Source organism: Peribacillus sp. TE19612 (assembly GCF_056279465.1).
In genome coordinates, this window is the sequence record NZ_JBWCCL010000001.1 from 416,289 (window position 1) to 429,574 (window position 13,286).

Below are 13,286 nucleotides of genomic sequence, written 5' to 3' on the forward strand. Positions count from 1 at the left end.
ACCCTTCACGGCAGTGGTTTGGAATTGTTGCTAACAGAACTGAAAAGAATACAAGGGAGGAAGCCTGAATGATAAAAAGGATATGTGCCCCAGCTGGAATCGCATTATGTTTGGTTTTATCCATTATGGGAGGGAATGCGACAGCAAAGGGATACGAGAATGAAAAAACGGTTTCTGATATTCAGGAAATCGTAGAAAACATGACAATCGATGAAAAAGTCGGTCAAATGCTCATGCCGGATTTTCGTAATTGGCAAAAACAAGGAGAAACAAAGGCAACCGGGTTTATTGAAATGAACTCGGAAGTTGCAAGCATCATCAAAAAATATCATCTGGGCGGTGTGATTCTGTTTGCTGAGAATGTAGTCGATACCGAACAAACGGTTCGGCTCACGGATGGTTTGCAGATGGCAAGCCCGGACCTTCCGCTGTTCATAACGATTGATCAGGAAGGAGGAATCGTAACTCGTCTTCAAACTGGAACGAACCTTCCTGGTAATATGGCACTTGGTGCAGCCAGAAAAGAGAGTTACGCTTATCAATCTGGAGAAATTATTGGTAAGGAACTGTCGGCACTTGGCATAAATGTCAATTTCGGACCGTCTGTCGATGTCAATAATAATCCTGGAAATCCTGTTATTGGCGTTCGTTCCTTCAGTTCCGATCCGGAACTTGTATCAAAGCTTGGCATTCAGATGATAAAAGGATTGCAAAATCAGAACATGATAGCGACGACCAAGCATTTCCCTGGCCATGGAGATACAGCAGTCGACAGTCATTATGGCCTTCCCCTTGTTTCTCATGATAAAGAGCGTTTGCGCTCCATCGAGCTGCCTCCTTTCCAAAGAGCCATCGATGCTGGAGTTGATATGATGATGACTGCACATGTTCAATTTCCTGCATTCGATGACACTACCTATATCAGTAAAAAAGACGGTCAAGAAATTATGGTTCCTGCAACGCTGTCACAAAAGGTCATCACGGGTCTATTACGTGAAGAAATGGGATTTGATGGTGTTGTGGTTACAGATGCTTTGAATATGAAAGCCATCGCGGACAACTTCGGACAGGAAGAAGCTGTGGTCCTTGCCCTGAAATCTGGTGTTGATATTGCTTTGATGCCGGCACAGGTTAATTCGCTTCAAATGGAAAAGAATATAACCTCAGTATTCAATGCAGTGAAGGCGGCAGTGGCAAGCGGGGAAATTCCTCTAAATCAAGTCAATCTTTCTGTAACGAGGATACTTGAACTAAAAGTGAAAAGAGGGATATTAAACCCGGAAGATACTCCTATAGATAAAAAAATCGAAACCGCGCTTCAAGTGGTCGGGAATGAAGATCATTTAAAAAAAGAAAGGAAAATGGCGGAAGATGCCATCACTCTATTGAAAAATGAACACAAAACATTGCCTTTCAAACCTAAGAAAAATGATAAAGTTTTAATTCTTGCTCCTTTTGATGACCAAGTTGAATCAATGTCCAGGAGCATCAGCGAATTAGCTGATAAAAAGAAAATAAAGAAAGTCCAAATAACGGGTATGAGTTTTTCAGGAAAGTCATTTACAGATCAAGTGGCCAGACTCATTGATGAATCGGATTTTGTCATAACTGGTTCCTATATTGTTAAAAACGATCCGGCTGTCAATGATGGAGTGATAGATGACAGCATACAAGATTCGTCGAAGTGGGCAACAGCCTTCCCTAGAGCGGTCATGAATCATGCAAAGAAAAAAGACAAAGAATTTGTTTTAATGAGTTTAAGAAACCCATATGATGTTGCAAACTTTGAAGAAGCGAAGGCGGTTCTTGCTGTTTACGGGTTTAAAGGGTATTCGAATGGGCGTTATAGACAGCCGAATATCCCGGCAGGCATCTCGACCATTTTTGGAGAATCAAGACCTAAAGGCACGTTGCCGGTCGATATACCTTCAGTAACTAAGCCCTCTGAAAGCCTTTATAAATATGGATATGGATTAGACATTAAATCTGGAAGACCCATTAAAAAATAAGGAGAGAAGCAATTTGAAAAGAATGATAATCCTATTTGCCATTTGCATGCTTTCTTTCGGCATCGTTTCCTCAAAAAGTGTAACAGCTGTTAAAGAGAAGAAAAAACAAAAGGTCAGTCCTGGTATTGAAGTTCTTTTAAAAGAAGAAAAGAACGTTTTAAGCGGAAAGAAAGTCGGCTTGATTACGAATCCAACTGGCATCGACTCTAAAATAACCAGCATCGTCGATCTCCTTCATGATGATCCGGATATTAATTTAACGGCTTTATTTGGTCCTGAACATGGAGTGCGTGGAGATGCGCAAGCTGGTGCAAGCGTTGAATATTATATTGATGAAAAAACAGGATTGCCCGTTTATAGTTTATATGGCAAAACGAAAAAACCGACGCCTGAAATGTTAAAGGATGTTGAGGTCCTTGTTTTTGATATCCAGGATGTCGGAACACGCTATTACACTTATATCTACACGATGGCTTATGCAATGGAAGCAGCCAGAGAAAATGATATCCCCTTTATCGTGCTGGACCGGCCGAACCCACAAGGCGGGGAGTCGGTAGATGGGCCGGTCCTTGAACCTGAATTCTCATCGTTTGTTGGGTTGTATCCAATCCCGCTTAAGCATGGGATGACGGTTGGGGAACTCGCGACTTTGTTCAATAAGGAATTTAAAATTGGAGCAGATCTCAAGGTCATCAAGATGAAAGGCTGGAAGCGAGATATGGATTATGACGATACTGGTCTCCCTTTTGTCTTGCCGTCACCGAATATGCCGACAGTTTCCACTACTTTCGTATATCCGGCTACAGGCTTGATCGAGGGAACAAATGTCTCGGAAGGCAGAGGAACGACCAAACCATTCGAGTTGATAGGTGCTCCATATATAAACAGTGATGAGCTTGCTGGGAAATTAAATGCATTAAGGTTACCCGGTGTGAAATTCAGAGCAGCGTCCTTTACACCTACATTTTCAAAACATGCAGGTAAACTTAGCCACGGAGTGGAAATTTATATAACGGATAGAGAAGAGTTCAAGGCTGTCCCTACTGGACTTCACATCATCAAGACCATTCAGGATCTATATCCCGGTGATTTCGAATTCCTTGCGGCCAACAATTTCAATTTATTAATTGGCAATGGCTGGATAATGTCAAGAATTAAAGCAGGTTCAACAGTAAATGAAATCTTGAAAGAATATCAAGTAAGGCAGGATGCCTTTAAAAAGGTTCGCAAAAATTACTTGCTCTATAAATAACTGAAAAAAGAAAAGTCCGGGTTGGACTTTTCTCAGTTTGTAGACAAAAGGGGTTCGGAATTAAAAAATTCTGAACCCCTTTTGAAATTCCCTCTGAATTTCGCCTAAAGTTAAGAGATTGGGGCTCTACGAGCCCACTATATTAGCCATTTTTGACCTAGCCATGTCCAATTGGTATCTTCTTTAAATTAATGGCAGCCTCCATTTTACGAACCAAATGGATCGGTGGCACCAGTTGATCTAAAGTAATCAGTTCAAGTTGATCTCGCTGAATAGAATCATGTTTAGAAAGCATCCTCATCACCTCAGGTTCTAATACTTCTATTTTAAAACAAAAATGACTCTAGGCAAAAGTGTTCTATCTAAAAGGTAAGACAAAGTTGATTGGAAAGGAAGGTACGAGACTCCTGCGGGAAAAGCGCGTCTAGGGGAGACCCCGCAGGCGAAAGCCGAGGAGGCTCCCCGACCGCCCGCGGAAAGCGAGTGACCTACGTTCCAATCAACGTCCAAATTGTACAAGACATAAAAATAGACAAACTCGATTTTCATCGAGTTTGTCTACAGTCTGAGAAAAGTCCGGTTGGACTTTTCTTTTTTTATGGGCTTTCGAAGGAGGAGTAAATCGCTAAGACTTTATTCCTGAATATAGTCAAATTTATAAATGAAATGAAGTTCTAAAATGGAAGGAACCGTTGTCTAATAGAATATGGGGTTTGCCCTAAATCAGTAATTGTCAGGAGGAAAGCGGAATGAAAAAATATCTTCAAAAAATAGGGCGTTCCTTGATGCTGCCAGTAGCCGTATTGCCGGCAGCCGCCATTTTAATGGGGATCGGTTACTGGATAGATCCAGCAGGATGGGGAGCGGGAAGTCCGTTAGCAGCTTTCTTAATCAAAGCAGGTTCTTCGATCATTGACAATATGGCTATCTTGTTTGCCGTTGGAGTGGCGTTGGGGATGTCGAAAGGAAAAGATGGAGCTGCCGCTTTGAGCGGGCTCGTAGCCTATCTAGTCGTAACGACATTGCTTTCCACGGACTCGGTTGCGATGCTGCAAGGAATTGAGGCAAAAGATGTAAATCCAGCATTTGTGAAAATAGAGAATGCATTTGTCGGAATCCTTTCGGGCCTTATAGCGGCAGCTATGTATAATCGGTTCAGTAAGGTCGAGCTGCCTGATGCACTCGCCTTCTTTAGCGGTAAACGCCTAGTCCCGATCCTTACTGCCGTTGTCATGTTACTGGTTTCCCTTATATTATTCTTCGTATGGCCACTCATCTACTCCTGGTTAGTTATATTCGGGGAAGGAATAAGTGAATTAGGTGCTGCTGGAGCAGGACTCTATGGATTCTTTAATCGGCTTTTGATACCAACAGGTTTACATCATGCGTTAAACTCCGTATTCTGGTTCGATGTAATAGGACTTAACGATATCGGTAAATTCTGGGCTGGAACAGGAATAAAAGGAACCACAGGAATGTATCAAGCCGGATTCTTTCCCGTGATGATGTTCGGTTTGCCGGCAGCAGCTCTTGCCATGTACCATACGGCAAAATCACGGAAGAAAAAACAAGTGGCCTCATTAATGCTCGCAGCCGGCTTCGCTTCATTTTTCACAGGCGTTACTGAACCTTTGGAATTTGCTTTCATGTTTGTTGCACCAGCCCTATTCGTTGTGCATGCCTTATTAACAGGAATATCGTTGGCTATTGCTGCGACTTTCCAATGGACAGCAGGGTTCGGTTTTAGTGCAGGATTCATTGACTTTGTTTTAAGCTCAAGATTGCCAATGGCAAATGAACCTTATATGCTGCTTCTTCAAGGACTGGCTTTTGCAGTCATCTACTATTTCTTATTCCGATTCTTGATAACTAGGTTCAATTTAATGACTCCCGGCAGAGAAGATGATACAGAAGATGAGCTTGATGGCGGAGGAGCGATTGCGGAAGCAGACAGCGGTCAAGGCGGGAATAATGAGAGCAAATTCTTTGGAATGGCTTCCGCTATTTATGAGGGATTAGGCGGAGACGCTAACGTAACATCTGTAGATAACTGTGTTACCCGTTTAAGGGTTGAAGTGGAAAATATGGGAGCTGTCGATCAGAATAAAATCAAATCAGCAGGGGTTGCCGGAATCAATATTGTGGGTCCCCAAAGCATTCAAGTCATCGTAGGGACACAGGTACAATTCATAGCTGATGAAATAGAAAAGATCAGGCGGCAATAGATCTAGTAAAACTGCATTTTGCCTTATAATGAAAAAATCTACGATCAGAATAATAATTTCTGATCGTAGAGATTATTATGGTAAAGTAATGATTTTTAAAGTGCGAAAGATTTAATTAATAAACTCTGCTCTTAAAATAGAATAAAACGAATCAATGTTCTATAATATATAAGGGTATAATGAAGGATTTGCCATGAAGCTTAGAGAAATAGTAAAGGAGCTCGTCCGTCAATCATTGATACATCGCTGATGAAGGCTGCATACATACATAACAACCTTTAAAACACGATTGAACAGGGTACTAAGATACTGAGCAAGCGATATCTTATGAATTTTTTCTGCCTTTAATATAAGGGAGGTTCCGGTCATGTATAAACAAAAAACCAAAGAGACGGACAGTAGTGTCATTGAGTTCATCGAAAACGTCGATAATCCGAAAAAACGTGAAGATGCCTACGAATTGTTGAATGTTTTTACCGAAACGACAGGTTATGAGGCAAAGATGTGGGGACCGAGCATAATTGGGTTCGGAACCTATCATTATAAATATGAATCAGGTCACGAAGGCGATGCTCCCCTGGTAGGCTTTTCACCTCGAAAAGCAAAAATCAGTTTATACTTTGCTCCAGGGGATAAAAAAAGAGAAGAATTATTACAGGCATTTGGAAAACACACTTCCGGAAAAGCGTGTGTGTACATCAATAAAGTGGCAGATATCAATATTAATGTATTGAAAGAATTGATTAATCAATCTGTCAAGTTTTTGAGAGATACATACCCGGACAATGAAATATAATAAAATGTTTGTTTAAGAGGAACAAGAAAGCGAGTGGGATTGAAAATGAAAAAAGTTAAAGTGGGCATAGTTGGGTACGGATTGTCAGGAGCTACTTTCCACGCGCCATTACTAAGTGTTTTAGAGCAGTTTCAAATAGCGAAAGTTGTGAGCTCCAATAAGGAAAAAGTCCAAAAAGATTTGAAAGATGTGGAAGTGGTAGGCAGCTTAGAGGAAATTCTTGAAGACCCATCCATTGATTTGGCTGTTATTACGACACCGAGTGGTTTGCATTATGAAATGGCCAAGCAAAGCTTGTTAGCCGGGAAGCATGTCATCCTCGAAAAGCCGATGGTTGTGGAGGCTTGGGAGGCGGAGGAGCTCATCAAGATTGCTGAGGAAAAGAATCTTCTTTTAAGTGTCTATCATAACCGGAGATGGGATAATGACTTTTTGACCGTGAAAAAACTTATGGATGATGGAGTGCTTGGGGAAATCAATACATACCAAGTCCATTATGATCGATACCGGCCTGTGGTCAGGGATAGATGGAGGGAAAAACCGGGCCCGGGATCAGGCATGCTTTATGATCTAGGATCGCATCTCATCGATCAAGCACTTCATTTGTTTGGATTGCCGCAATTCGTTTCGGCAGATGTATTTTCCCAAAAAGAAAATGCAGAAACAGATGATTATTTCCATGTGATATTAGGATATGAAAAGCTGAGGGTTATCTTGCATTCAGGCTCAATCGTTCCGTATAATGGACCGCGGTATCAGGTGCATGGAAGTAAAGGATCATTTATCAAATACGGTCTTGATTGCCAAGAGGCAGACTTAAGTGAGGGGAAAAAACCATTGGATGACTCTTGGGGTGCAGATGATCCCGAATTCTATGGTAAGCTGGTTACGGTTGAAGGAGAAAATGAGATACATGAAACCATTGAAACACTGCATGGTTCTTATTTAACGTATTACCAGGCAGTTGCCGATAGTATATTGAACGGGAAAAAAGCTCCAGTCACTGCCCAAGAGGGGTTAGCGGTCATTAAAATCATTGATGCGGCTTTTGAAAGCAGTAAAGGAAAGAAAGCCATTTATATTTAAATGAAATTAATTTCCCTTTATAACAAGATGAAATGAGAAAACTGAATGATAAGCGGCCTTATTCTAAAAATAAGGTCGCTTCAGAATGTAGACAAACTCGATGAAAGTCGAGTTTGTCTACATTTTTTTATGGCTTGTACAATTTGGACGTTGATTGGAACGTAGGGCACTCGCTTTCCGCGGGCGGTCCGGGAGCCTCCTTGGCTTTCGCCTGCGGGGTCTCCCCTGAACGCGCTTTTCCCGCAGGAGTCTCGTACCTTCCGTTCCAATCAACTTTGTTTTAACTTTTAGATAGAACATTTTTGCCTAGAGTCATTTTTGTTTAAAAATAGAATTTAAAACTTGAGGTGTTGAGGATGCTTTCTATACATGATTCTATTCAGCGCGATCAACTTGAAATGATTACTTTAGATCAACTTTTTTATTTTGGTGAAATAAAAGCTTCAACTTTAGTAAAGAATGGAGCAAATACTCGTGAATTCGAGTGTTACGGAAGATTTTGAGCAGTTTCCGCAAGAAAATGGAGCAGAGTATCCGAGAGTTGGGGACGTTACTCGTGAAATTGACGCATTTACTCGTGAGTTTGAAGCAAATATTCGTGAATACAAATATTACGCATGATTTTGAGCTAAATCCGCATGAAATAGGAGCGAATATCCGAGAGTTGGAAGCGTTACTCGTGAATTAGAGCCATTTACTCTTGAATTTGGAGCAAATACTCGTGAAATTGACGCTTTTACTCGTGAGTTTGAAGCAAATACTCGTGAATTCGAGTGTTACGCAAAAATATGTGAAGTTTCCGCATGAAACTGGAGCTAGTTCTCAAGAGATTGAAATGTTATTCGTTATTAAACTGTTTTGGAGGATTTCAATTAAAAGAAGAATGGATAAAAAAATCATAATGAAAACCCCCGGATAGCGGATGCTACTCGGGGGTTTCGTTAAGGAATAAATTTTGAAATGCCATTTAAGCTCTAAGATAAGGCCTTTGCATGAAGAGATCGCTTTTGCCAAGCCATAGTAATCATTAAAGTAATGAATAAGAGGATAAGGCCCAACATGAACGGATAGGTAATGTGGACATCATACATCATTCCCGCAAGTGTTGGTCCGAGCACATTTCCGATGCTCATATACGCATTATTCATACCCATTGCAAAGCCTTGCTCATTCCCTGCCATCTTGGAAATCAGTGTGTTAAGAACTGGACGTAAGATGGAAGTGGAAAGGAAGATGATAAGTGAAATTAAAAAGAAAATCAGGTAATTTGATGCAAAAAGTGATAGAAGGAAACCGATGGCTGCAACACTGATAAAGATATTCAGCACATTCACTTCCCCGAAACGCTGTACGATCCGGTCGACGACAAACAATTGAACTATTACACTGACGATACCGGTGGCTGTAACCATTACGGCGATGTCCTTTGGAGTTGAATTGAATTGATTATCAAGATAAAGACCAATTACAGATTCATACGCCATTAAGCCAAAGCTCATTACAAGAGTAATGATGAGTGGGATGAAATAGGGCTTTTTCACGGATAAAGCAATCTTCCGAAGCATCGTTTCAGTTTTTGCATCCATGGATTGAGTAACCTGTGCCGTTTCGCTTTCTTTTAAAACAAAAATCGAAAATACGACTGCTGATAGGGATACCAGCGCAGAAATCAAAAAAGGAAACTTCAAGCCAAAGTCAGCTAAAAAACCTCCAATTCCTGGACCGACTACAATTCCCAGGGACATGGCGGCAGATACTAAACTATTGCCTTTAGCGCGTTGATCAAATGTGGTGATATCAGCAACATAAGCAAAAATTGCGGGTATAAGCAAAGCTGCCCCGATTCCGCCAATGATACGTGAAGCATATAATAACCAAATGGAATTGACTGCATAAAAAATAAACATGGATAATGTCAAACCGACCAATCCATAAATAATCATTTTTCTGCGCCCGAATTGGTCAGTCCATTTTCCGGCAATTGGCGAAAAGATAAGTTGTGCACCTGCGAAAATGGCAATCATTAGGCCAGCAGCGGTTCCACCTTGATTAATGGAGGCCAGGTATGCTGGTAAAATGGGAATGATGATGCCGAAACTCCCTATTGCGATAAACATATTGATCATGAGGATAATGATCTTTTTGCGTTGTTCTGCTGACATGGACAGCCTCTCTCTCTCTTTAAAAATCAATAACCAATTTAATTCGCATGGTTAATTTTTTGATACGTTAATTATGTTATAGTTTTAGATAGATAGTGTCAATAAGAAAGGATTGTCAAACATGCATTCAAGTGAATTGTATAATTTACATCTAGAGATTGGGGAATTAAGCAGCCTATCACAGGAATTGGTGGAACCGTTATTGGTTAAATATGATTTAACTACTGTGCAGTATCGCGCATTGCAATTAATAGTCTTAAATGAATCCATAGCTGTTAAAGATGTTTCGAATCATTTGAAAATTAAACCTGCAGCAGGAACTGCACTAATTGATCGGCTTGAACGGAAGAAGTTGATTGAGAGGGTACACAGTGAGGATGATCGGCGGGTCGTTTTTATCCAATCCACCGAAAGTGGAAGGAATACCTATCATTCCATCAATAAGTGTTTTACCAAAACCTTTCGTGACTTTTATAGCGTCCTGAATGAAGAGGAAACGGAACGACTCAAACAAATCGTTGGGAAACTTACCGAACATCTATCGGCATGCATAGATAATAAAATATAATCTTCCTGACGTGTACAGTTTCCATTATAATAGAAAGAAGAAGCACTATATATTATTAAAGCAGTGAATTTCACTGTTTTTTAGGAGGTTAAATTATCGGAATAATTAAAAAACATTTGGATTATTCATCCCCTTGAGTAAAGCGGATAGGTCATTCAAAAATCTTTATATGGAAATCCATTAAAGAAGATATGACGGCTGGAAAATGAATATGTATTAAAAGGATACGAAGTTTTTTTCTCAGGATCCATCATGACGAACCCAGCAGGGTGCTGTATACAGTGAATCTGGAAAGAAGGAGATGGTAAAAATGTTTTCCCCATTAACTCCAATTGATTGGAAGCGCAGGGCCGTAAAATATTATCCCCATAAAGTGGCAGTCATCGATGAAGAGAAAAAGTTTACATATAAGGAATTCGGGCAGCGAACAGATCAACTTTCCAAAGCTTTGTATTCTTCGGGAATTGAAAAAGGTGACCATATTGCAGTTATGTTGCCAAATACGCATTATATGTTGGAATGTTTTTATGGCATTTGTCAAATGGGAGCGGTAATGGTTCCTTTGAATTATAGGCTTGCTGCAGAGGATTTGGAATTTATCATCAAGCATAGCGATTCAAAAATGTTGATAGTCGATGAAGAATTCACCGCTCCGATCGAAAAGATCATTACTAAACTTTCCTTGGAAAAGATCATCATCGTGCCTGTTGAAGGATATGAAACCACTTTACCTGGAATAGATTATGAGAGTTTCATCTTGCATGCAAATGATGATGGACTGCCAGAGGTTAAAATCGATGAAAATCAACTTTTGACTATAAATTACACGAGTGGAACGACTTCAAAACCAAAAGGGGTCATGTTAACTCATCGTGGGAATTACATGAACGCCGCTAACTTCATTTATCACCTAGGAGTGAAGCATGACGATGTATACTTACATACCTTGCCAATGTTCCACGCTAATGGCTGGGGAGGGGTATGGTCGGTAACGGCTACTGGCGGGACTCATGTATGTTTAAGGAAAGTCGATCCCCCTCTTATCCTCAAATTATTCGCCCTTCATAATATTACATTGTTATGTGGAGCGCCTACTGTCGTCAATATGCTGGTAAATGATCCTAAAGTAAAAGAAACAAATATCAAAGTGCGTCCACGGATGGCAACAGCAGGTGCTCCTCCAGCAGCAGCGCTTATTCAAAAGGCACAAGAAATCCTTGGTTTGAATATGATCCACGTATATGGATTAACAGAAACTTCCCCATTCATCCTATATAACGAGTGGAAGGATGAGTTTGAAGCTAAATCGGCGGACGAACAAGCAATAATAAAGGCAAGACAAGGGATTGAATTGGTTTTCAATGGGGAAACGATGGTAGTCAATAAAGAAGGGAAAGAAGTCGCTTGGGATGGAAAGGAACTGGGGGAAATCATTACTCGCGGCAATGTTGTAATGGAAGGATATTATAAGGATCCGGAAAAGACGTCCGAAGCAATTAGGGATGGCTGGTTTCATACCGGGGATCTGGCAGTTACCTATCCTGATGGATATATTGAGATACAAGACAGGGCTAAGGATTTAATCATTTCCGGCGGGGAAAATATTTCTTCAACAGAGGTAGAAGGGGTATTGTATAAACATCCAGATGTTTTGGAGGCTGCGGTCATTGCCATCCCAGACGATAAATGGGGAGAAACGCCTAAGGCAATCATTGTGCTGCAGCCCAATGCAAAAGTGACAGAAAATGAGATCATCACCTTTTGCCGCTCAAAAATGGCTCACTTTAAAGCACCGACAAAAGTTGAATTCGTAGAGTCTTTACCGAAAACGGCAACAGGTAAGCTACAAAAATACCGTTTGAGGGGAATCCATTGGAAAGGATCGAAAAAGGTAAATTAAAGGCTTTAATTATAGGGACGGATTGTCATAAAAAGTTAAAATCAAATGAAGTTCAGCAAAAAAACAAGACCAAGAATGCATTTAAAAAAGCATTCTTGGTTTTTATATTATGGAAAGCAACATTTTCTCGGTATTACTAGGAGCAGGATGGATTAATTAACGGGGCCTTTTAAATGGAAGATTTGACTTGTGTAAAAATATATACGTCATATTAGATAAACTTGGTTTTTTACCACTAACATAGACTGATACATGATAAGTGTGCTTTCCGGAATAAAATGCTGCTTTTAAACTATTAGGACTGCCAGCAAGTGCTGATGCCAGTGCAGTAGCTACTTCTGCTGGTTCGGTTGGGCCACCTGCAAACACAAGAGTACTTACGATGCTTAACCATGTTGCTCCCTTTTGATGAGCCTTTACCATCTTTCCTAATTGGGTATTTGTTAGTTTAGCTTGATGAGCAATAGGTTTGCTCATTTCAATGATGCTTGCTGTTGGTTGTATTTGTAACATCATCACTAATTAATTTGACTTCCACAATGGGGTTGACTGTTGATGAAGGTATAGTTTCATTTTTCTCTTCGGCCAATGTATTGGGGACATATGAGAATACTAATAAACTTATTATTAGTATTGAAAATAAGGATTTTTTCTTCATTTTCATAACAATATCTAATATTTTTTTGGAAAATTGGTATAATACCATACTATATAACTATATGTTGAGGTCAAAATAAATATGGAAACTAAGGAAAAAAGCTTTAAAACAGTAATAATTGTACTTATTTCTATATGTCTAGGTTTTATAATCAGGATGTCCTCAGTAATACTAGCTGATCGAAATTTATTATCTATGTACAACATAGACCTATTAATTTTATTTATAGCAATAATTGGATTAATTATATGGTTGAATAAAAAGAAAAAAAGGATCTAATTCTTCAGTTTGGAGACAAAAGGGGTTCTATAGCGAGTGTCTTGGAGGAACCGTTCAAACCCTTTAAACCCATTAGTCTTTATTCTGACTTAGAGTTAGTTTTTTAAGAAAAAGCATTATTTCCGGATAATTAGAGTAGAAACTTTCATCAATAAATTTTGTGAATTCGTAAAAAAAAGGCAGGAAGAAAAACAGATTGTTTTTCTTCCCGCCTTTTTTTATGGGTAGCATGAAAAATTTTAAAAAACCTAATGAGATTATATTATATGAAGAAACTAAGAAGCACAAAGAAAAAATAGCCTTGATCTTATAAAAATTCTGTAAATTTAATCAAACATTATAACGTTATAT

The 13,286-nt window shown here is 39.7% G+C and carries 11 protein-coding genes; 8 read left to right on the top strand and 3 right to left on the bottom strand.

Annotated elements, in window-relative coordinates; all coding sequences use genetic code 11:
* Nucleotides 1-68: 68 nt before the first annotated feature.
* Together ACZ9AO_RS01995 and ACZ9AO_RS02000 are read left to right on the top strand one after the other, a co-directional pair.
* A complete protein-coding gene (locus ACZ9AO_RS01995; RefSeq protein WP_476108328.1) occupies nucleotides 69-2,009 on the top strand; it encodes a glycoside hydrolase family 3 protein in 1,941 nt (646 codons plus the stop codon).
* Between the two features lie 46 nt (nucleotides 2,010-2,055).
* Nucleotides 2,056-3,261 carry an exo-beta-N-acetylmuramidase NamZ family protein gene (locus tag ACZ9AO_RS02000; protein ID WP_476108475.1) on the top strand — a complete coding sequence of 402 codons (1,206 nt, stop codon included), beginning with the start codon at nucleotides 2,056-2,058 and terminating at the stop codon, nucleotides 3,259-3,261.
* A gap of 157 nt (nucleotides 3,262-3,418) precedes the next feature.
* Here the strand turns inward: ACZ9AO_RS02000 and ACZ9AO_RS02005 are convergent, their stop codons facing one another.
* Nucleotides 3,419-3,556, bottom strand: coding sequence for a hypothetical protein (locus tag ACZ9AO_RS02005; protein WP_476108487.1), 138 nt, complete (start codon nucleotides 3,554-3,556; stop codon nucleotides 3,419-3,421).
* 454 nt (nucleotides 3,557-4,010) lie between these two features.
* Between ACZ9AO_RS02005 and nagE the strand changes: the two genes are divergently transcribed.
* From nagE to ACZ9AO_RS02025, 4 genes are all read left to right on the top strand, one after another.
* Nucleotides 4,011-5,486 (top strand): N-acetylglucosamine-specific PTS transporter subunit IIBC, encoded by a 1,476-nt coding sequence (gene nagE, locus ACZ9AO_RS02010; RefSeq protein ID WP_289349838.1) that lies wholly within the window; start codon nucleotides 4,011-4,013, stop codon nucleotides 5,484-5,486.
* A 367-nt stretch (nucleotides 5,487-5,853) separates the two neighbouring features.
* The gene (locus ACZ9AO_RS02015) at nucleotides 5,854-6,282 is read left to right on the top strand and encodes a DUF1801 domain-containing protein (protein ID WP_063593369.1); all 429 of its coding nucleotides are present in this window, start codon (nucleotides 5,854-5,856) and stop codon (nucleotides 6,280-6,282) included.
* Nucleotides 6,283-6,327: 45 nt separating this feature from the next.
* Nucleotides 6,328-7,368: an oxidoreductase gene (locus tag ACZ9AO_RS02020; RefSeq protein ID WP_251539318.1), complete on the top strand. Its 1,041-nt coding sequence runs from the start codon at nucleotides 6,328-6,330 to the stop codon at nucleotides 7,366-7,368.
* Nucleotides 7,369-7,842: 474 nt separating this feature from the next.
* Nucleotides 7,843-7,989 carry a hypothetical protein gene (locus tag ACZ9AO_RS02025; protein WP_476108329.1) on the top strand — a complete coding sequence of 49 codons (147 nt, stop codon included), beginning with the start codon at nucleotides 7,843-7,845 and terminating at the stop codon, nucleotides 7,987-7,989.
* A gap of 353 nt (nucleotides 7,990-8,342) precedes the next feature.
* Here the strand turns inward: ACZ9AO_RS02025 and ACZ9AO_RS02030 are convergent, their stop codons facing one another.
* A complete protein-coding gene (locus ACZ9AO_RS02030; protein WP_034312334.1) occupies nucleotides 8,343-9,530 on the bottom strand; it encodes an MFS transporter in 1,188 nt (395 codons plus the stop codon).
* 121 nt (nucleotides 9,531-9,651) lie between these two features.
* Here ACZ9AO_RS02030 and ACZ9AO_RS02035 point away from each other — a divergent pair, with 121 nt between their 5' ends.
* Both ACZ9AO_RS02035 and ACZ9AO_RS02040 read left to right on the top strand, forming a co-directional pair.
* A complete protein-coding gene (locus tag ACZ9AO_RS02035) occupies nucleotides 9,652-10,098 on the top strand; it encodes a MarR family winged helix-turn-helix transcriptional regulator (protein ID WP_251539322.1) in 447 nt (148 codons plus the stop codon).
* A 310-nt stretch (nucleotides 10,099-10,408) separates the two neighbouring features.
* On the top strand, nucleotides 10,409-11,998 hold the full coding sequence (locus ACZ9AO_RS02040; RefSeq protein WP_476108330.1) for a long-chain-fatty-acid--CoA ligase: 1,590 nt from the start codon (nucleotides 10,409-10,411) through the stop codon (nucleotides 11,996-11,998).
* A 156-nt stretch (nucleotides 11,999-12,154) separates the two neighbouring features.
* On the opposite strand, the gene ACZ9AO_RS02045 is transcribed toward ACZ9AO_RS02040, so the two are convergent.
* Complete coding sequence (locus ACZ9AO_RS02045) at nucleotides 12,155-12,517, bottom strand: hypothetical protein (RefSeq protein ID WP_476108331.1); 363 nt, start codon at nucleotides 12,515-12,517, stop codon at nucleotides 12,155-12,157.
* Between the last annotated feature and the right edge of the window lie 769 nt (nucleotides 12,518-13,286).

What these genes read in the sequence shown, in the direction of transcription:
- ACZ9AO_RS02005 (WP_476108487.1), bottom strand. Translation starts at nt 3,556, where the DNA reads ATGCTTTCTAAACATGATTCTATTCAGCGAGATCAACTTGAACTGATT.
- ACZ9AO_RS01995 (WP_476108328.1), top strand. Translation starts at nt 69, where the DNA reads ATGATAAAAAGGATATGTGCCCCAGCTGGAATCGCATTATGTTTGGTT.
- ACZ9AO_RS02015 (WP_063593369.1), top strand. Translation starts at nt 5,854, where the DNA reads ATGTATAAACAAAAAACCAAAGAGACGGACAGTAGTGTCATTGAGTTC.
- ACZ9AO_RS02000 (WP_476108475.1), top strand. Translation starts at nt 2,056, where the DNA reads ATGCTTTCTTTCGGCATCGTTTCCTCAAAAAGTGTAACAGCTGTTAAA.
- ACZ9AO_RS02040 (WP_476108330.1), top strand. Translation starts at nt 10,409, where the DNA reads ATGTTTTCCCCATTAACTCCAATTGATTGGAAGCGCAGGGCCGTAAAA.
- ACZ9AO_RS02020 (WP_251539318.1), top strand. Translation starts at nt 6,328, where the DNA reads ATGAAAAAAGTTAAAGTGGGCATAGTTGGGTACGGATTGTCAGGAGCT.
- ACZ9AO_RS02035 (WP_251539322.1), top strand. Translation starts at nt 9,652, where the DNA reads ATGCATTCAAGTGAATTGTATAATTTACATCTAGAGATTGGGGAATTA.
- nagE (WP_289349838.1), top strand. Translation starts at nt 4,011, where the DNA reads ATGAAAAAATATCTTCAAAAAATAGGGCGTTCCTTGATGCTGCCAGTA.
- ACZ9AO_RS02030 (WP_034312334.1), bottom strand. Translation starts at nt 9,530, where the DNA reads ATGTCAGCAGAACAACGCAAAAAGATCATTATCCTCATGATCAATATG.